This is a genomic window from Campylobacter ornithocola, from assembly GCF_013201605.1.
Lineage (GTDB): Bacteria > Campylobacterota > Campylobacteria > Campylobacterales > Campylobacteraceae > Campylobacter_D > Campylobacter_D ornithocola.
Map to the genome: position 1 here is coordinate 493,807 of NZ_CP053848.1, position 20,754 is coordinate 514,560.

Here is a 20,754-nt window from a genome sequence, read left to right on the forward strand (position 1 = left end):
AAACAAAGTTAAAATAAGTAATTAATTTTTCTTTAAATCAAGGATTTGGATATGCATGGAAAAATAATGGTTTATGTGGATGCTACTGGAAGAGGAACAGTAATCAATCTTGCAAAAACTTTTTTCGAATTTAATAAGCATGCTTGGCATGATAAAAGAAGTATGCCAACAGTTGGTATGTTTGTTGAATTTAGATCTGATGGTAAGCATATTACAGATTTACGCCCTTCAAAATTTCAAGAATTTGGAGAAAATGATTTTATCAAGGAAAGAGACTTTTGGAAAACAGATAGTGATGATGAGTTAGAAGATCTAAGGTTAACAAGACGTGATGCTTATGTTCAAGAGCTTTATAGGGAAACTGACTATGATAGTCTTGATAAAATTGCACTAAATTTAACTATTCCACAAGCCATTCAAAGATATTTTTATAATGAAACTTTATCAATTAACGCAGTAAAAGATATTAATATAGATGAAGTACCTTATACTATAGATTTTTTTGCTATGAAGCGTTTTTTATATAAGGCTTTAGATACTTTATTGTTTTCGGATAATACTATTAATCAAGCTGATTTTTCTGCAATGAAAAATATTATAGTACATCTTGAAATGGCTTATAAAGATATGAAAGATAAGCAAAAACATATTAATATGGAGCGTTTGTACGATGAGGTGTTTTTATCCCATCAGTGTCACTATCAAGCACTTGTAGCTTCTATTGATAATAGAAAAAACAGAAAACTAGCACTTGATCGACAAATGAGTACTTTAATAACAGATATTAAATCAAAACAGGCGAGATTAGAAACTGAAAGTGGTAAAAAACGCCAAGAAATTGAAGAGTTAATACAAAACAAAAAACAAAAATTAATAGAAATAAAAAATGAAGTAGATTATTTTACTAAAAGTGTTGAAAGATTAGAAGCTATGAAAAAATTATTTTATGAAAAAAATCTTTCTATTTTTAATAATAGTTTTAATATGGCTAGGGAAAAGCTTTTTGAAAAAATTAAGCAAGGTTTAAATATTTGTGCAACAAAACTAGATATAGAAATTTGGAAAAAATCTTTAAAATCAACAAGTATAAAAAATTCGTATTTTAAAACAGCAAGTGAAATTTCTTTTTGTACTCTTTCTTTTGCTGAACTTTATTTAAATAGATTAAATAAACATGCATTAAACCCAAACGATCAACTATTATTTTCTTATGTGAAGAAAGTTCGAAAAGAATGTGAAAAAAATTTTTTGGTAGTTACTTCTAATCCTGATTTGTATGTTAGTATGAAAATTCAAATTTTTGCAATGAATCCTTATTATGTAGTTAAACATGCACCTAAAAAGGTAAATTATCAAGGTTTGATGAAAAACACTGAGTTTGATATAGTTTATGTAGATGAAAAAACTATATGGGCACCTGTTGCTGATGTTATTTTGGAAGGAAAATATTTTTTGAAAAAAGATTCTAAAACTAAATTTAAAATTTTATAAAAATCCTTTTAAACCCTATTTTTAAGTTTTCTTGGTTATAATTATACTGCCTAAATGGTTCGATATGGTATTAAAGAGGATCCAACACATTAATTATAGCTGTGATGTGTGATTTACCGTGTTCTGTGACTTCGCTTGAGCTTTGAAGAAAGCGAGAAGCTGCAGCCTTTAAAAATCACCTAATGGCATACTTTGACTTTTTAGGGTCAGACACTTATACTCCGGCCATTTGGGTTTTTGCAACACTTTTAAGGAAAATAATGAAAATTTTAATATTAGGAAGCGGTGCAAGAGAGTATTCTATCGCTTTGGCTCTTCAAAAAACAAATAATAATTTAGAATTTTATTTTGCCCCAGGAAATGGTGCAACTGCTAGAATGGGAACAAATCTTAATATGAAAGATCCTAAAGTTATTGTAGCTTATGCAAAGGCATCTGAGATTGATCTTTGTATAGTTGGAAGTGAAAATTTTTTAGCAGAGGGCATAGTAGATCTTTTTAAAGAAAATAATATTGCTATTTTTGGTCCTACTAAAGCTGCTGCTATGCTCGAAGCTTCGAAATCTTATATGAAGAGTTTTTTAAAGAAATATAAAATTAGAACAGCTAAATTTTTAAATACAACAGATTATGAAAAAGCCAAGAAATTTATTACATCCTTAACACCTCCTATTGTTGTAAAAGCAGATGGTTTATGTGCTGGTAAAGGGGTGATTATTGCGCAAAGCTATGAAGAAGCTCTAGAGGCTACTAAAAATATGCTTAGCGGTGAAAGTTTTGGCGAAGCTGGAAAAATTGTTGTTATTGAAGAATATCTTGATGGTTTTGAATTAAGTGTGTTTGCAGTTTGTGATGGAAATGATTTTATATTATTACCTGCTGCACAAGATCACAAAAGATTGTTAGATAACGATAAAGGTCCGAATACTGGTGGTATGGGAGCCTATGCTCCAAGTACTTTAGCAAGTAAGAATTTGCTAGAACAAGTTAAAAAAGATATTGTAGCACCAACTCTTAAAGGTATGAAAGAAGAGGGAGCTGAATTTGTTGGTGTATTGTTTATAGGTTTAATGGTTGTAAATAACAAGCCTTATGTTTTAGAATACAATGTGCGTTTTGGCGATCCTGAATGTGAGGTATTAATGCCTTTAATAGAAAATCCTTTGGATTTATTTTTAGCATGTGTAAATAAAAATCTTGCAGATACTCATATAAAAATTAAAAAAGAATTTGCTGTGGGTGTGGTATGTGCAAGTAAAAACTATCCTTATAAAGACTCACCAAAAGCTTTAATTGATATAGATAATATTCCGCAAAATTCTCATATTTCTTATGCTGGTGTAAGTTTGGAAGATGATAAGTTATATGCTAGTGGTGGTCGCGTATTGGTTTGTGTGGGAACCGGTAAAAGCATTGAGGAAGCCCAAAAAAACGCTTATTTGCTTTGTGAAAATGTCCATTTTAAAGGAAAACAATACAGAAAAGATATTGCCTTTCAGGTCCTTAAATGAACACCAATCAAGAATTATTTGATAAACTAGAAAAAGAAGAGTTAAAAATAGCAAGTTTTAAAAAAAGATTTTTAGCTTATATTGTTGATAGTTTTGTAATTTTGGCTATTGTAAGTGTTATTTTATTTGATAAAATTAATTCCATGCAAACTTATGATGAAATTCATAATATTTTAATGCGTTTTGCTGGTGGAATTTTGATTTTGCAGTTTGTATACCATAGTTTGTTTACTTATTTATATGGTGCAACTTTGGGAAAAATGCTTTTGAAGATTATGGTGATTGATCAAGAATTATTAGATAAGCCAAATTTAATCCAAAGCGTTTTAAGAGCAAGTGTAAGGCAAGTTAGTGATATGCTGTATGGTTTAGGATTTGCTTGGGCATTGAGTAATATTGTTTTGAAAACTTGGCATGATTATGTAGCTAAAACAGTGGTGATAGACCTTGCGTAAATTATTATTTTCTTTAACTTGTGTAGGAAGCTTATATGCTTCTAAGGTGGATATTTATGCTTTAGATGTTGTAAAAAAAAATGATATTATAGAAGCCAAAAACAATGTAGTTGTAGTGTCTGATTTATATTTGATTACTGCCAATGAAGCTAAATTTGATGAATCAACAAAAGACTTAGAGCTCTTTGGGGATGTCAATATTTTAAGAGGTCAAAAAGAAAGAACTAATTCTACCTATACTAAAATTAATCTTAAAGATAATACTACTGCTTTTAAAAATTTATTTTTCTCAAATAATGATTTAGAAGTTTGGTTGCAATGCCATCAAGCTAATTTTGATGATAAATTTGTTGTAACGGAAAAATCTGTTGTATCTAGTTGTAATGTGGAAAATCCTGATTGGGAAATTCGCTTTGATGAGGGTAAGTTAAACAAAGAAAATAATTTTTTGCATCTTTATAATGCAAGATTATATGTAAAAAACACTCCTGTGATGTATTTGCCTTATTTTGGCTTTAGTGTAGATACTAAAAGAAAAAGTGGTTTATTAATCCCCCAAGTAGTTTTTAAACAAAGCGAGGGTTTATATTATAATCAACCAATTTATTATGTTATTGGCGATAATGCAGATATACAATTTGAGCCTCAAATTAGAACTAAAAGAGGTTATGGGTTATATTCAACTTTAAGGTTTATTGACAGTCCTTATTCTCAAGGGGAGATTAGCGGTGGTATCTTTGGAGAAAAATCAAGCTATAAAAGAGAGGAAAATTTAAAAAATAAAGAACATTATGGTTTGGAAGTTAAATATTCAAGTGAAGCTTTGTTTAAAAGTCTTTTAAACGAAGAATTTCAAGAGGGTTTGTGGATTGATGCTACTTATTTGAATGATGTAGATTATATAAATTTAAGTTCTAATGCTAAAACGGAAGCTTCTTTAGTTACTTCAAAAATAAATTATTTTTTATCAGATGATGATAATTACTATGGAGCTTATGCAAAATATTATATCGACACTTCCAAAATTAGTAATAAAGATACTCTACAAGAATACCCATCCTTTCAATATCATAGATATTTAAATGGTTTTTTTGATAATTATATACAATATAGTCTAGATACTTCTTTTCATAGATATTATAGACATACAGGTATTTATGCTAAAACCTTAGACTTTGATTTGCCTTTGATTTATCACACGAGTTTTTTGGATGATTTTTTAAATTTTACTTTTACAGAGAGAATATATGCAAATTTTGTAGATTATTCAAACACAGATTCTAAAAACCACGAGCATTTGTTTCAAAATTCTCATACTTTTTCTTTGTATACAGATCTTTCAAAGCCATATGAAAATTTTTATCATACTCTATATTTAGGAGCTAATTATTTTATACCCGGGGCTAAGTCGGGTGAGATTACTGAGGATTTTATAGAATTAAAAGATGATCCTGAGCAGTTTAATTTTTCAATGTATCAGTATTTTTATAATACTTTAGGCAAAAAAAAGTTATACCATAGCTTAAAAACTAAATATTTTACTAAGCAAGAAAAATTTGGTGGTTTTGACAATGTTATAGAATATTTTTATAATGACTATATAAGTTTAAGAAATGAAGCAGAGTATTCAGGTGTAGATGAGCGGTTTGATAAAGTGTTTAGTGAAGCCTTGTTTGATTATGGTGAATGGAAAGTTAGCTTAAATCATGCTTATAGAATTTATGAAAATGAGAAATATAATTTTTTAGGAACTAAAGCTCAGTATAATATAAATACTAATTATCAAATATTTGGTGGCTTATGGTTTGACTTAAATAAAAATCCAGAAAAATGGGAGATAGGATATACTTACCAAAGAAAATGTTGGAATTATTCTTTGATGTATCGCAAAGATATTTCACCTAAACTTACTAGTGGTGGTATTAGCGCAAAAGATCAAAGTGGAGTATATTTTATGTTTAATTTTTATCCTTTGGGTGGAGTTTCTTATGATTTTTCTTTAGAAGAAAATGAAAGGTCCATATGATGCTTTTTGAAGATGAAAAAGATGCTCTTGGAAGATTGTATGATATATTGCCATTGAATAAATTAAAAGATTATATTATTATTACACCTTCTTTAAAGTCTATAGTTTTTGTTGATGCGCTAGCACAAAAATTAGAAATTCCGTATGATTTTTTATTTACAGAACAAATTAAAGCTCCTAATAATGATGAGTGTCAAATAGCTATGATTAGTGAGACAAAAGAACTCGTTTATAATGAAGCTTTGGTTAAAGCTTTTGATATAAGTTTAGATTATATTTATGGTGAAGCAAATAGAACCTATGAAGAAAAAATTTTAAAAAATGTATATCGTTATAGAAAGGGAAATCTTTTAAAAGGATTAAAAGGAAAAAATATTTTAATGTTGCACGAGGGTTGTGAAAGTGGGATCACTGCTTCTTCGTGTATTAAAAGCCTATTAAAAGAAGAAGTAAATAGTATTATCTATGCTACTGCTTTAATACCAAGTGATGTGTATGATTATATTAGTATTTTTGTGGATGAGGTTTATTGTGTGCAAAAGATTGATCATTTTATAGACATTGAATTTTATTTTAAAAATAAAACTACTTTGCAAGCTCATGAAATTTTAGATGTTTTGGAAGAAAGTAAATATTATCTTCCTTTAAAAAAATAAATTTATATCTAAGCAATAAGTTGCTTAGATATAAATTTATAGTAGACAAAATAAAAACAGGCTTTTTAAGTTTTAATTTTAAAATTTAAAAAGCTTATTTGGTTTTGTCTATGATAAAAAATAAAGGAAAAATCATGCGACATGAAGTAAATATTAACAATCATCTTGAAATATTTGATACCGATAAAGTAGCAAAGCAAGCAGCAGGTGCGGTTTTAATGCAAGAAAAAAATGCTATAGTTTTAGCAACTGTGGCTAGAGAAGAAAAAATAGTAGAGGAAGATTTTTTACCTCTTACAGTACAATATATAGAAAAAGCTTATGCAGCAGGTAAGATTCCAGGTGGTTATGTAAAAAGAGAAACTAAACCAGGAGATAATGAAACACTAAGTGCAAGAATCATAGATAGAAGTTTAAGACCTCTTTTTCCAAAAGGTTATGCTTATCCCACTCAAATTGTAGTTATGGTGCTTTCTGCTGACCCTGAAGTAGATTTACAAGTAATGAGCCTAAATGCTGCAAGTATTGCACTGTATTTAAGTGATATTCCTATTAAGGCGCCAGTTTGTGGTGTAAGGGTTGGTCGTATAAACAATGAATTTATTTTAAATCCAAGCAATAGTGAATTAAAAAATAGTACTTTAGATCTTTATGTAGCTGGTGTTAAAGATGAGCTTTTAATGATAGAAATGAGGGCTTTGGCAAATAAGCAAAACAATCAACACTATATGAACGAACTTAGCGAAGATGATACTTTAAAAGCTTTAGATTTTGCAAGCAATGCAATCTTGCGTGGTTCTAATGAGTATGAAAAAGTATTTGCTGCTTATAGAAAAAATTCCAAACTTGATTTCAAGGTAGAATTAGATCATACTCAAATTATTGATTATATTAAAAATACTTATATGGCAAAACTTAAAATCGCTATCAATCAAATGGCAAAAAGCGAAAGGGCGAGTGAAATTTTACAAATAGCAAAAGAGATTGAAAGTGAAACCGTAACTGTTGAAAATGAATGGAAATTTGAAGATATTGAAAAAGCTTTATTGGTATGCAAACGAGAACTTATCAGAAGTCAAATTATTAATGAAAATAAAAGAGCAGATGGTAGAGGCTTAAAAGATGTTAGAAGGATAGATATAGAAACAAATATCTTGCCAAGTGCTCATGGATCTTGTCTTTTCACTAGAGGTCAAACTCAAGCTTTGGTTGTTGCAACTTTAGGTAGTGATAGCGACGCACAGATGTCAGATTTTTTAACAGAAAAAAATCCAATTTGTGAAAAATTTATGGTTAATTATAACTTTCCGGGTTTTTCTGTAGGAGAGGCTAGTCCTATAAAAGCTCCAGGTAGAAGAGAACTTGGTCATGGAAATTTAGCAAAAAGAGCTTTATATCCTAGTATAGATGTAGATCATGCTCATACCATTCGCTTAGTTTCTGAAATTTTAGAAAGTAATGGATCTAGCTCTATGGCTACTGTTTGCGGTGGCTCTTTAGCTTTAAGGGCTGCAGGGGTAAAAAGTGAAAAGCTTGTTGCAGGTGTAGCAATGGGACTTGTTTTTGAAGATGAAAAATATGCCATCTTAACTGATATCATGGGGCTTGAGGATCATGATGGAGATATGGATTTTAAAGTTGCTGGAAGTTATGATGGAATTACTGCTTTGCAAATGGATATAAAATTAGGTGGTATAGAACAACAGGTTTTAAAAGAAGCTTTATATCAAGCAAAGGAAGCTAGGGAACATATTTTAAAGTTAATGGAAGAAGCTAATCAAAATATTGTTGTAAACGAAGCTATTTTGCCAAAGATTGAAATTTTTAATGTAGATCCAAATAAAATTCCTGATATCATTGGACAAGGTGGCAAAACTATAAAAGAAATTATAGAGAAATTTGAAGTAAATATTGATTTAGATAGAGAAAAAGGTGAGGTTAAAATAGCAGGGCTTAATCAAGAATTAATCTGTCAAAGTAAAGAATATATACTAAATCTGCTTCACTCAAAAATTTCTAGTAAAAAACGTGATAAGAAAGAAATGCCTAAATTTAATGTTGGAGAAGAATTTATAGGTAGGGTTCAAAAAGTTGTTGAATTTGGTGTTTTTGTGGAGCTTAAGGATGGAGTAGATGGTCTTTTGCATAATTCTAAAATCAAAGAAAAATTAGAAGTAGGTAGTGAGATTAAAGTTAAAGTCGCTGAAATAAAAAATGGAAAAGTAGCTTTAGATTTATTTTGAAATTAGGCATAACAAAAATGCCTAATTTTTAATTTTTAATCTTGACAAAAAAACATTCTTTTGGCATAATTTCATTTTTTGATTGTCTCGTTAGCTCAGCCGGTAGAGCATCTCCCTTTTAAGGAGGGGGCCGTTGGTTCGAATCCAACACGGGACACCACTAAAACTTTTTTGGTCGCTTAGCTCAGTTGGTAGAGCGCCACCCTTACAAGGTGGATGTCATAAGTTCGAGTCTTATAGCGACCACCATTCTTTTTAATGTGCGGCGGTAGTTCAGCTGGTTAGAATATCGGCCTGTCACGCCGGAGGTCGCGGGTTCGAGCCCCGTCCGCCGCGCCATTGTCTCGTTAGCTCAGCCGGTAGAGCATCTCCCTTTTAAGGAGGGGGCCGTTGGTTCGAATCCAACACGGGACACCACTAAAACTTTTTTGGTCGCTTAGCTCAGTTGGTAGAGCGCCACCCTTACAAGGTGGATGTCATAAGTTCGAGTCTTATAGCGACCACCATTCTTTTTAATGTGCGGCGGTAGTTCAGCTGGTTAGAATATCGGCCTGTCACGCCGGAGGTCGCGGGTTCGAGCCCCGTCCGCCGCGCCATTGTCTCGTTAGCTCAGCCGGTAGAGCATCTCCCTTTTAAGGAGGGGGCCGTTGGTTCGAATCCAACACGGGACACCACTAATTGACCCTTTCGTCTAGTGGCTCAGGACGTCACTCTCTCTGTGTGATAACAGAGGTTCAAATCCTCTAGGGGTCGCCATAGATTATTACCTTCGCAATCCTTATTAGTTTATTAAGTGTTATCTTTGTATTTTTTCAAACCCCCACCTTTCATAAATTCCTATTTCACCATATCCCCCCCCATATTTCTCATTATAAAACTATTTTACTCTTATTTATATTTCAGTTTAAATTTATGATTTTGTATTTATAATTTCTAACTTATTAATGAAATATCAGCTAGTTTTTTTATAAATTTACAGCTGTTAGTTAATTAAAGATATTAATATTAATCTTTGAAAGGATATTTTATGTCTAAAGTCACATTGCACCCTATGGGGGGGGGGATACGATAATTTTCGTTTTAACTTACACTCTTTAAGTTTAAATCTTTTTAAATCTTATAAACATTCTAAACTTTTAAAACTTTCTTTACTAACTATTTTATCACTAAGTTCTTTAAATGCAGCCACACAAGCTACTTATGATAATACTTTAAAAGCTTATGTTATTAAAAAACATGGTTTTAATGATGAAAGTGTATATGATAATACTAATGATACTTATAAGTTTTTAAATGGTAAAAACTTCTATGGTCAATTAGCTACTAATAAAAATCTTTCTAATATCACTTTAATCTATGATAATCCCAAATCAAAACATATGAACTTTAGTGATATGAGATTAAAACAAGAAATACTTACTCCAAATATAAAAGAAGATATCTTTGTAGTAAATGGCTTTCATGGAGCATATTCTGCTAATAATAGCATTAATCAAATAAGCTATATACCTTTTTTAGTTTCAGCTTATACCTTTAATGCTAAAGCTAATAATAATACCCTAACATTAAAAGCAGGAGAATTATCTTCTATATATTATTTAAAACCTACTAATAAAGAAGTAATGAATCCTAAAGCTACAGGTTTAGATAATAAATATAATTTTTTAATTACCCCAGCTATAGCAAGAAAGGGTGAAGCTAGTAATAATACTTTAAATTATTTAAAAGATGCTTATGTGAATATGGGTGTTGAAAACACTTATACCTTAGTTTTAAATGGTGCTCCTTATGTAGTAGGTGCTTTTGGAGTGGATGCTAATACTAATAATAATAGTGTTATATTAAACAAAGGAGTAAAGATAGACTTTCATACTACTCCTTATAGACAAGGTGCTTTAGGAGAGAGTATTTTTGATGAGAGAATGACTCATATTTTAGGTGCTATGAGCTACAATGCTAATGCTAATAAAAACAAACTCATTATAGATGGAGCTTCTTTAGTAGTTCATGGACCAAGTGGAGCTTATTCAACATCAGCTGCTACACATTTAGGTGGAGCCTTTGTTGATGTAAATAATAATCAAAACTACCAAGTTAGTGAAAACACCACCTTAATCAATGATTTAAAACTAGATTTAAGAGTAGATACTAAAAATACCCCATTAGCTTATAATGCTGTATTAAATGGAGAAATCTATGGAGGTAAGATCACTCAAGGTAATGCTCATAAAAATACTATAGAAGTTAAAGACTTACAAACCTTACTTGCTCTAAATACTAATATAGAAGTAAAAGCACTCTTAGACTTTTATGCAGGATTTGCAAGTAATGGCTATGCTAATGATAATAAGATTAATATAAATCTTAAAAAACCTTTTGAGATTAATGCTAATTTTACTGGAGAGAATGAATTTAATCTTTATGGAGCTTATGCTAGTAAGGGTGCTAGTAGAAATAGTGTGAATATAAAAGGGGATTTAACCCAAGAAAGTGTAGTAGAAAACTATCAAGATAAAATTTCAATCACAGCAGCTAAGGTATTAAGTGGAAAAGCAGATAATAATAAAATTAATCTAAGCTCATCTAATGTATCTATACCTTTATATATTTATGGAGTTAGTAAAACTACTTTAGATAATAAAGACTATTATGCACAAACAGCAAGTGATAATATTATTAATTTAAAAGAAGTAAAATCAGCTAGAAACCTAACCACTATTATAGAAGCAAATAATTTAGAAAAAAATACCATTAATTATGATTTAGTTCAATCTTTATCTAATGCTTCTAATATAGATAAGGGTTCTAAAATCATTTTAAGAGCTAATGAAAACGCTTTAGATAATACTTTAAACATTAAAGATTATTCAAGTGCTGCTTATGATAATGTATATGTTATTAGTGCTAAAGAAGAAAGTGCTAATAATAATATTAGCTTTACAAATTTAGCACTAGGTACAGCTTCTGATAAAAGAGAAGGTAGGGTATTAATTAGTGCAGGTATAGCTAAAAATACTCATGATAATTATATCCATATAGCTAATTTAAATATAGATGAGTATAAAAACAATGAAGCTATTATTATAAGTGCTTCTGGTGTATATAGTGAAAATGATAAAAGCTATAATAATACTTTATATTTAAGTGGTAATACTAATATATTTAATAATACTAAAATAGATATATTAGCAGGTAGCTTTTTACAAACCCAAACTGATAATGGTTTTACTCCAAAAGCCATAAAGCATAAAAACAATACTAATAATCATCTTTATTTAAATACTAATATCAGTGCAAAGCTAGTAAATAACTTTGATCATTATAGCTTTATCTTAAAAGATGATACAAAGAATTATTTAAGTGCTAATGAAGCTATTAATTTAAGTGAAAAAACTTCTATTAATGTTTATACCAACAATAATATAAAAAATAAAAGCTTTATTCTAATGCAAAGTGAAAAAGGCTTTATAAATGAGGATAATAAACAACTAGATCAAAAAGATTTACAAAGCTTATTAGACATTATCACTAAAAACAATCAAAGCTTACATAAAAACATTAAAGCAAAGGTTCAAAAGGCTAAATACACTCTAAGTGCAAGTAAAGATGCAAAAAGCATAGTAGTGAATTTAAATTAAAAACAAAAATAAAAACAATAAGGATATATCATGAAAGCACATCATAAACTCTCAAATCATATCATACTCTCAGGTATAACAGTATCAATGCTTTTTTCTCCACTAATGGCTTTACCTAGTGGAGGTAAATTTACTCATGGGACTAGTGGAACTATATCTGGTCCATACTTTGATAAAAATACTGGTAAAAACACTATTGATATCACAGGTAAAACACCAAATAAAAATAGCCATGTTATCCAATGGGGTGGTGGTTTTAGTATAAATAAGGGTGAAAGTGTAAATTTTAAAGGTCAAGGACAAAACTACCTAAACATTGCTCATGGAACAAGTAAATCTACCATAGAAGGTGTATTAAATGCAGGTGGTAATAATGTCTTTTTAATTAATCCTAATGGGGTTATTATAGAAAAAAGTGGATCTATCATCAATGCTAATCGCTTTGTGGCTTCTACTTCATCTATGAGTGATAATGATATGAAAGCATTTGCTAATTTAAAAAGCTTTGATGACGGTTTAAGCTTTTCCCCTATATTTAAACCAAAACCAAATGGTGGTAATGTAGTTAATATGGGTAATATCAATGCTAAAAACATTACTTTACAAGGTAATAAAGTAATGTTAAGTGCTGATACTAGTTATGATAATAAAAACAATAAGATAAAATTTAATCAAATTACAGCAGATGATATAACTTTAAAAGGTAATGAAGTTTATGTAGATATTTCTACTATAAATTCTAAAAACCTAACTACTGATGCAAAAAATAAAGGAATTGCTTATTTAAGTGCTACAGGATATTACTATAATCCTACAAAAAAATATAATGATATTGTATTTACTACTAAAGGTATAATGGATAAAACATATAATCAATACATTAGCATAGGTTCTGATGTAGACTGGTGGCACTTTGCTAAAGGGTGGAATGAAATAAAAGATTTTAGAGATAATGTAGTAGGAAATACTTTTAAACTTACTAATGATATAGACTTTAAAGCAAGTAGTGGCAAAAACTATGCTAATTATTGTATAGACGGACTTGGTTGTACTAATATGATAGTGGGGTATGGGGGAAAGATTAATGAAGATGGAGAAATAATTTATAATAATGCTTTCACTGCAGACTTTGACGGGCAAGGATATACGCTTAAAAATATATTTATAGACACAACTAAAATCCCAAATAGTCAAAACAGCGGAGTGGGAATTTTTGGAGCAACTAATGGAGCAAATTTTAAAAATATCAATATTGATTATATGGGTGGTGGGATAAAGGCAGCAAATCTTAATGTAGGTGGATTTGCTGGGTATTTTGATGGCTTTGCTGAAAATATCAGTTTGAAAAATATTGGTAGTATTAAAAATACATACGATTCTGAAAAAATTGTTAGAAATTCTTATATTAGTTTTCAAGGAGTAGGTGGATTTGCTGGAAGTGCTAATGGTCTTTTTAGAAATATTACCTTAGAAAATATAAAAAATTTTGATGTAAATTATATTTCAACTCCATTTGCCTCTGATGACTGGTCTTATCATCATTATGGTGTTGGTGGGTTTGCTGGAGCAAGTTTTGGTATGTTTGACAATATATCCTTAAAAAATATGGGAAATTTTAAAATTGATTTTGAAAAAAAAAGAATCCAAAATAAATATGCAGTAGGTGGTTTTGCTGGCTTTATTGCAAATGGATCTTATGATCATATAAAACTAGAAGGAATTTCTAATATAGAAAGCGACACTAAAGTATATAACAACTATTTTCCCTCCTCTTTTTTAGGCTTAGGCGGTTTTGCTGGGAATATTCAAAATGGGAATTTTGAAAATATAGTTTTAAATAATGTGAAAAAAATACATTTAAACACTAATCAATCTAATGGTTATTATGAAACAAATTTAGGTGGTTTTGCTGGGGAGATTGATAATGGTGTGTTTAATAAAATATCATTATACGATATAGGAGATATTAAAGTTGATATTGATGATGTTAAATACCATTCAAATTATAATTTAGGTGGTTTTGCTGGAAAGATAACTACAGGAAATTTTAACAATATATCTTTAAATAAAATCAAAGATATTGCAGTTTATATAGACTCTGAAGATGCGTCCAATGGTAGTGATTATGAATATAATTTAGGTGGTTTTGCTGGAAAGATAGGGGGTGAAACTTTAGGTATATTAGGAGTTCCTACTTTTAATAATATTTCTTTAAATGAAGTAGAAAATATCACTACAAATAGTATTAAAAAAGATACTAATCAAACATACGGTAAAGGTATTTATACAAATCTTGGTGGTTTTGCTGGAAAAATTCAAACTGGAAAGTTTGAAAATATAGTTTTAAAGGATGTAAAAAATATCAAAGCGGATATAGCTTCAAGAAATGGAGGAGTTATTAATATAGGTGGTTTCGTTGGAGAATTAGCGATTGCACAAAAAGGTACTTCATTTAAAAATATATTTTTAGATAATATTAAAAATATTCATGTAGAAATCGGCGATCCAGTGTTTAATAGAGGAGGAATTATTAATATGGGCGGTTTTGCCGGAATAATTGGTAGTGAATATGCATACCATGATGTTGATTTTGAAAATATAGTTTTGCAAGGTATTTCTAGTCTAAAAAACATAATTAATACAGGATGTCAAGAAGAATGGTGTGCAAGTCCGAGTGTAACTACGGGAGGGTTTATCGGAAAATTTGGTGCTTGGGGAACGGGAACTTTCAAAAATATTTATATGTTTTTTGATCCAGAATTTGATCTTATAGTAGAGAATAAACCAGGAGATGCTGATGTAAAATTAGGCAAATTTTATGGAGAAGAAGGCACTTATTCCTCCTTCTCTAATATCCATATATACCATCATAAAGATACACTAAAAAATGCCAATAATGATAGCAGTGATTATGGTGATGATAAAATCAAAATACACTCTTATAATGATTCTACTCAAGAAAGTTTTTATCAACAATTTAAAAACCAAGAAGAAGCTTTGATGAGACCTATAGTTGTTTTACCAGATGAGTTTTATCCTTATAATCCTTCTAAACCATCTGAAGATATAAATATCCCCAACATAGAAACCATCAAAAACGAACAAGCAACCCTAGATAAAGAAGATATCTTAGATGATAGTACTTTAAATACTATCTTAAATGATTTAAAAGATAAATTCTATGTAGTAGATATAAATACCCTAAATGAGTTATTAGTAGCTTATAGCAAGATTGATAAAAACAATCCTACATCTAAAGCAGAATTTTTAGCTGATTATCTTTTAAGTAAAGATAAATATCCAGAGGATGAAAGACTTGATATAGCTCATTCTATGATTCAAAGCTTAGACTTTTTGTTAGCTTATGCTAATAATAATACAGGTAATTCTAAACTAACAGAAGAGGCAAAAGATTTATATCTAGCTAATCAAAATACATCTAAAAATAAATATAATGAAGTTGATAGCAAAAACAAAGCATTGATGAATTTTGTAAAAAATGATTTATATGAAAAAACCAAAGATTCAAAAGATCTTTTAAACGAATTACTAGCTAAACAACAACAACTCAAACAAGTTATAAAAGCTTATAATGCTTATGTAGATTTAATCAATAAAGGTTTGGCAAGTAAAAATGATCAAGAATTTAAAACCTTAGAAAATAAATTAAATTCTTTAATGAGTGAAAGTCAAATTCTAGCTAATAGTATTTCTAATAATCAAATGCTATTAGAAAAATGGCAAGGAAAAACAAATACTGATTCTAATGGTCATTTTACTATCAAAGGTGCCTTTGCTAATGCTATATTAAATACAAATCCTGACTTAAAAGAAATAACTGGAGATGGTGGAAGTATAGATGATCCAAACAGACCAGAACTTCCCGCAACAGATCTAACCTTCGAACAAACTGCTTCACTTAATCTAATAGGTAATAATAGCTTAGAAGAAGAGGAAGAACAAGAAGAAATAGAAGAAGCTTCTATGAATCAAAAAGGTAAAACCTGCATAGTAAGTGATAATTATAAAACTATGAATCCTTGTGTGGTTGGAGGATTATAAACACTTTGCTAGGATATAACTATCCTAGCAATAATAATGAGTATGAATAAATACTTGCATTAAACAATATTGTGATTAATCTATACAAATATAAAAGCCAAATTAAGAAAAAAATAAATAAAAATAAAAAATTAAGGAAAAACCATTATGAAAAAACTCTTATTTACTACTATAGCAATTAGTTCTTTAGTCTATGCTAATAATAATGAAGGTTCTATTATCATAGCTAAAAATGATATAGAAAAGGTTATAGAATTATCCCCTGATAAAAACCTCCCTCAAAACAAAGCCATAAAAGAAAATCTAAAAACCAAAGATGATTATGAAAAAGCCCAAGAAGCTAAAAAGGTTTTAGAAGAAAAAAAAGAACAATTAAAAGAAAAACTAAGACAAGAAGAGGAAGCTAGTAATAATCAAACTAATTTAACTAATACTAGTTCTACTAATGATAATACTAATAAAAAAACTAATAACACTATTAACTCAAATAAAGAAGTTAATACTAGTGCAAAAGATAATACCGACAACACAACCGATAAAGAAAACAATACTAATATAAATACTACTACTAATGAAAAAACTAACAATACTAGTAAAGAAAATAATACCAACACAGCTAATAATACAACTAACACTAACTCAAACAATCAAACCACTAATACAAGCAATATAAATAATTCTACTAACTCCACTACAAAGCCTATGATTAAATATCACTTTGTTCTTACTAATAAAAACACTAGCTTTAAAAAGCTAGGTATTAAAGAAGAAGATTTACAAAGCTTAGTGAGTGAGTTTAATGCTAAAAGATTTAGCTTGCAAGATTTACAAGATATATCTAATATCATTGCTTATTATTTTCAAGTTAATGGCTATCCTGCAGCAACAGCTTATATTCCTCAACAAGAATTTGATGGAAAAAATATTCAAATTAATATTTCTTTAGGAGTATTAGGCAAATATATAATAAAAAATAAAACTACTATAAAAGATCACTTCATAGAAAGTAAGCTTAATGAAAAAATCAAAGGTAAAATCATCTCTACTAAATTAATAGAAGATAGTGTGTATAAAGTCAATGAAATGTATGGACTAAATACCCTAGCAGGTTTACAAGCAGGAGAGAATGTAGGAGAAACTGATATACTTATAGAAGTAGAACCTGATACTAAGGCTAATGTATTATTATATAGTGATAATTATGGTATTAAGAGTGCAGGAGAATATAGAGCTGGTATTAGTATGGGATTTAATTCTATATTAAATATGGGAGATTATTATAATTTTTACTTACAATCAAGTGATGAAAAACAAATCAACTATGGAGCTAGTTATACTTTCTTTTTAGGAAATTTAAAAATTACTCCAAGTATTTCTCAAGGATCTTATTCTTTAGGTGGAGATTATAAAGAAGTTGGCTTTAGTGGTACTTCTAGAAATTTTGGTATAGACTTTTCTTATCCTGTATGGATAAATACAAATTCATCTTTATACTTTACTTCTAGTATTTATCATAAGATATTAAAAGATGAACCTTTTTCAAATATATTTGATGATTATAGTATAGATAAACATTCTAATGTAGGTAGTATGGGTTTAGAAGGTTTATTTAGAGGCTTTGAAAATAATACCCTAAGTTATAGTGCTAAGATAAGTATAGGTAAAGTTAATGATGATGGCACTACTATATTTGGAGATACATCTAAAAGTGATGGTAATGGCTTTGGTTGGTTTAGAAAACTCAATGCTAGTTTGAATAATTATTATAGTATTAATGAATACATTACTCATACTTTAAATATAAACTATCAAAAGGTATTAGGGAATTTTGAACTAGATTCTTCTGAAAGTTCATCTTTAGGTGGAGCTTATGGAGTAAGAGCTTATGATAATGGAGAAGGTGATGGAGATAATACCATAGTAGCTAACTTTGGTATAAGAATAAATATACCAAATACGAATTTTTATTTTACACCTTTTTATGATATAGGTTATGCTTGGTATGAAAAAGACTCAGGAAGTAGATTAGCAGATGAGCATTTTTTAGATGCAGTGGGTTTACAAATACTTTATAATAAGAATAATGCATATTATATAAAACTTGATGCAGCAAGAGCATTACATCAGTATAAATACGATGATGATCATAGAATGAAATTATATTTAAGTGGTGGGGTGTATTTTTAACCCCTTGTTTTAATTACCACTTAGAAAGTACACTTTGGTGGATAAGGATTTAAACACCAAAGAAAATTTCAGGTTTTAATTTAAGCATTAAACAATATGCAGCTAAGCATGTTTGTTCTCTTGTATAGTTTCTTGCTCCTTGTATATGAATACATTCTTGCAAAAAGGTTCCATCTTTATACATAGCTCCTATGTAGATGGTACCTGCTTTGGTGTTTTTATCATCTGCCTCTCCAGCTACCCCACTAAGTGCTAAAGCAAAATCACAATTTGTGGTTTTAAAAGTTCCTTTTAGCATAAAGTAAATACAGCGATCAGAGTATTCTCCAACACTTTCTAAGGTGTCGTTGCTTTTTCAAAATATAATAAAACAAATAATTTTGCTTTATTGTGTCTTTTTATCTCTTTTTTATTTTTATTTACTCATAATCAACATTATTATATATTTTATTTCTACCTTTTAGCATATATTCACTGCATATTAATCCACTATTTTGTTGCTCTTCTTATTTAAGTCTTATTTTTTATCAAAAACTTAATCTATTTACACTTATGTAAATCTATTCAATCTTAGCTTACCCCCCCCCGCTTTTTTAAATCATTTTTATAATATTAAGATTAAATATGCTATTTATATTAATTACAATTATTTCTTTTCATACTTAATAAAACTTTAAGCTTTTATTGCTATAATTTCATTTCCTTTTCAAATAAAAGGGAAATAAAAAGCTAAGATTTTTTGTCTTAATTTTTTAGTATTTGTTCTTTAAATTATTAATATTGTTAATCAAATCTTATAGTCAATCTTTGAAATCTAAATAAGTGATCGATTGAGCCAGAAAGATTTATTTTTAAATCTTAACAATCAACTTTTTCTTTGAAGAAAAAGATTAAACTTATCCAAATTATTTTTTATGGAGAGTTTGATCCTGGCTCAGAGTGAACGCTGGCGGCGTGCCTAATACATGCAAGTCGAACGATGAAGCAACTAGCTTGCTAGTTGTGGATTAGTGGCGCACGGGTGAGTAAGGTATAGTTAATCTGCCCTACACAAGAGGACAACAGTTGGAAACGACTGCTAATACTCTATACTCCTGCTTAACACAAGTTAAGTAGGGAAAGTTTTTCGGTGTAGGATGAGACTATATAGTATCAGCTAGTTGGTGAGGTAATGGCTCACCAAGGCTATGACGCTTAACTGGTCTGAGAGGATGATCAGTCACACTGGAACTGAGACACGGTCCAGACTCCTACGGGAGGCAGCAGTAGGGAATATTGCGCAATGGGGGAAACCCTGACGCAGCAACGCCGCGTGGAGGATGACACTTTTCGGAGCGTAAACTCCTTTTCTTAGGGAAGAATTCTGACGGTACCTAAGGAATAAGCACCGGCTAACTCCGTGCCAGCAGCCGCGGTAATACGGAGGGTGCAAGCGTTACTCGGAATCACTGGGCGTAAAGGGCGCGTAGGCGGATTATCAAGTCTCTTGTGAAATCCAACGGCTTAACCGTTGAACTGCTTGGGAAACTGGTAGTCTAGAGTGGGGGAGAGGCAGATGGAATTGGTGGTGTAGGGGTAAAATCCGTAGATATCACCAAGAATACCCATTGCGAAGGCGATCTGCTGGAACTTAACTGACGCTAAGGCGCGAAAGCGTGGGGAGCAAACAGGATTAGATACCCTGGTAGTCCACGCCCTAAACGATGTACACTAGTTGTTGGGGTGCTAGTCATCTCAGTAATGCAGCTAACGCATTAAGTGTACCGCCTGGGGAGTACGGTCGCAAGATTAAAACTCAAAGGAATAGACGGGGACCCGCACAAGCGGTGGAGCATGTGGTTTAATTCGAAGATACGCGAAGAACCTTACCTGGGCTTGATATCCTAAGAACCTTATAGAGATATGAGGGTGCTAGCTTGCTAGAACTTAGAGACAGGTGCTGCACGGCTGTCGTCAGCTCGTGTCGTGAGATGTTGGGTTAAGTCCCGCAACGAGCGCAACCCACGTATTTAGTTGCTAACGGTTCGGCCGAGCACTCTAAATAGACTGCCTTCGTAAGGAGGAGGAAGGTGTGGACGACGTCAAGTCATCATGGCCCTTATGCCCAGGGCGACACACGTGCTACAATGGCATATACAATGAGACGCAATACCGCGAGGTGGAGCAAATCTATAAAATATGTCCCAGTTCGGATTGTTCTCTGCAACTCGAGAGCATGAAGCCGGAATCGCTAGTAATCGTAGATCAGCCATGCTACGGTGAATACGTTCCCGGGTCTTGTACTCACCGCCCGTCACACCATGGGAGTTGATTTCACTCGAAGCCGGAATACTAAACTAGTTACCGTCCACAGTGGAATCAGCGACTGGGGTGAAGTCGTAACAAGGTAACCGTAGGAGAACCTGCGGTTGGATCACCTCCTTTCTAGAGTACAAACTGATAAGTCTCACAACTATCAGTTCATATATAGACTCAATCATCCTTG

Annotated in this window: 9 protein-coding genes, 8 tRNA genes, 1 rRNA gene and 1 pseudogene; 18 read left to right on the forward strand and 1 reads right to left on the reverse strand. The window is 30.6% G+C overall.

The genetic code is table 11. The features are described from left to right. Window positions 1-51: 51 nt before the first annotated feature. The 17 genes from CORN_RS02620 (at window position 52) to CORN_RS02705 (ending at window position 18,269) form a co-directional block, all read left to right on the forward strand. Window positions 52-1,491 carry a hypothetical protein gene (locus CORN_RS02620; RefSeq protein WP_066006679.1) on the forward strand — a complete coding sequence of 480 codons (1,440 nt, stop codon included), beginning with the start codon at window positions 52-54 and terminating at the stop codon, window positions 1,489-1,491. 260 nt (window positions 1,492-1,751) lie between these two features. Further along, entirely contained in the window at window positions 1,752-3,002 is a 1,251-nt protein-coding gene (purD, locus tag CORN_RS02625; RefSeq protein ID WP_066006677.1) for a phosphoribosylamine--glycine ligase, read from the forward strand. Beyond that, a complete protein-coding gene (locus CORN_RS02630) occupies window positions 2,999-3,457 on the forward strand; it encodes an RDD family protein (protein ID WP_066006675.1) in 459 nt (152 codons plus the stop codon). The genes purD and CORN_RS02630 overlap by 4 nt, the downstream gene beginning before the upstream one ends. Continuing rightward, window positions 3,450-5,483, forward strand: coding sequence for an LPS-assembly protein LptD (locus CORN_RS02635; protein ID WP_066006673.1), 2,034 nt, complete (start codon window positions 3,450-3,452; stop codon window positions 5,481-5,483). Before CORN_RS02630 ends, CORN_RS02635 begins: the two co-directional genes overlap by 8 nt. Next, window positions 5,483-6,139, forward strand: a complete 657-nt coding sequence (locus tag CORN_RS02640; RefSeq protein WP_066006764.1) for a phosphoribosyltransferase family protein — start codon at window positions 5,483-5,485, stop codon at window positions 6,137-6,139. Before CORN_RS02635 ends, CORN_RS02640 begins: the two co-directional genes overlap by 1 nt. Before the next feature lie 134 nt (window positions 6,140-6,273). Continuing rightward, window positions 6,274-8,382: a polyribonucleotide nucleotidyltransferase gene (locus tag CORN_RS02645; protein WP_066006671.1), complete on the forward strand. Its 2,109-nt coding sequence runs from the start codon at window positions 6,274-6,276 to the stop codon at window positions 8,380-8,382. Window positions 8,383-8,466: 84 nt separating this feature from the next. Beyond that, window positions 8,467-8,542 (forward strand) — tRNA-Lys (locus CORN_RS02650). Between the two features lie 13 nt (window positions 8,543-8,555). Further along, window positions 8,556-8,631 (forward strand) — tRNA-Val (locus CORN_RS02655). Between the two features lie 13 nt (window positions 8,632-8,644). Continuing rightward, window positions 8,645-8,721 (forward strand) — tRNA-Asp (locus CORN_RS02660). A gap of 2 nt (window positions 8,722-8,723) precedes the next feature. Then, window positions 8,724-8,799: transfer RNA gene (locus tag CORN_RS02665), tRNA-Lys, on the forward strand. Window positions 8,800-8,812: 13 nt separating this feature from the next. Continuing rightward, window positions 8,813-8,888 (forward strand) — tRNA-Val (locus CORN_RS02670). Window positions 8,889-8,901: 13 nt separating this feature from the next. Further along, window positions 8,902-8,978: transfer RNA gene (locus CORN_RS02675), tRNA-Asp, on the forward strand. 2 nt (window positions 8,979-8,980) lie between these two features. Beyond that, a tRNA-Lys gene (locus tag CORN_RS02680) sits at window positions 8,981-9,056 on the forward strand. Between the two features lie 6 nt (window positions 9,057-9,062). Beyond that, window positions 9,063-9,138, forward strand: a tRNA-Glu gene (locus tag CORN_RS02685). Window positions 9,139-9,761: 623 nt separating this feature from the next. Further along, window positions 9,762-12,020: a hypothetical protein gene (locus CORN_RS02690; RefSeq protein WP_094750289.1), complete on the forward strand. Its 2,259-nt coding sequence runs from the start codon at window positions 9,762-9,764 to the stop codon at window positions 12,018-12,020. A 30-nt stretch (window positions 12,021-12,050) separates the two neighbouring features. After that, window positions 12,051-16,082 carry a filamentous hemagglutinin N-terminal domain-containing protein gene (locus CORN_RS02695; RefSeq protein ID WP_172663971.1) on the forward strand — a complete coding sequence of 1,344 codons (4,032 nt, stop codon included), beginning with the start codon at window positions 12,051-12,053 and terminating at the stop codon, window positions 16,080-16,082. 147 nt (window positions 16,083-16,229) lie between these two features. Then, window positions 16,230-18,269, forward strand: coding sequence for a ShlB/FhaC/HecB family hemolysin secretion/activation protein (locus CORN_RS02705; protein WP_246260877.1), 2,040 nt, complete (start codon window positions 16,230-16,232; stop codon window positions 18,267-18,269). Between the two features lie 49 nt (window positions 18,270-18,318). Here CORN_RS02705 and CORN_RS02710 read toward each other — a convergent pair. Further along, a pseudogene (locus tag CORN_RS02710) lies at window positions 18,319-18,621 on the reverse strand (CinA family protein); the annotation flags it as partial. A gap of 559 nt (window positions 18,622-19,180) precedes the next feature. Between CORN_RS02710 and CORN_RS02715 the strand changes: the two are divergent. After that, a 16S ribosomal RNA gene (locus CORN_RS02715) occupies window positions 19,181-20,693 on the forward strand. Window positions 20,694-20,754 lie beyond the last annotated feature (61 nt).

Bases quoted from the DNA above. Each gene is read 5' to 3' on its own strand.
- CORN_RS02620 (WP_066006679.1), top strand. From the start codon at position 52: ATGCATGGAAAAATAATGGTTTATGTGGATGCTACTGGAAGAGGAACA.
- purD (WP_066006677.1), top strand. From the start codon at position 1,752: ATGAAAATTTTAATATTAGGAAGCGGTGCAAGAGAGTATTCTATCGCT.
- CORN_RS02630 (WP_066006675.1), top strand. From the start codon at position 2,999: ATGAACACCAATCAAGAATTATTTGATAAACTAGAAAAAGAAGAGTTA.
- CORN_RS02640 (WP_066006764.1), top strand. From the start codon at position 5,483: ATGCTTTTTGAAGATGAAAAAGATGCTCTTGGAAGATTGTATGATATA.
- CORN_RS02645 (WP_066006671.1), top strand. From the start codon at position 6,274: ATGCGACATGAAGTAAATATTAACAATCATCTTGAAATATTTGATACC.
- CORN_RS02690 (WP_094750289.1), top strand. From the start codon at position 9,762: ATGAACTTTAGTGATATGAGATTAAAACAAGAAATACTTACTCCAAAT.
- CORN_RS02695 (WP_172663971.1), top strand. From the start codon at position 12,051: ATGAAAGCACATCATAAACTCTCAAATCATATCATACTCTCAGGTATA.
- CORN_RS02705 (WP_246260877.1), top strand. From the start codon at position 16,230: ATGAAAAAACTCTTATTTACTACTATAGCAATTAGTTCTTTAGTCTAT.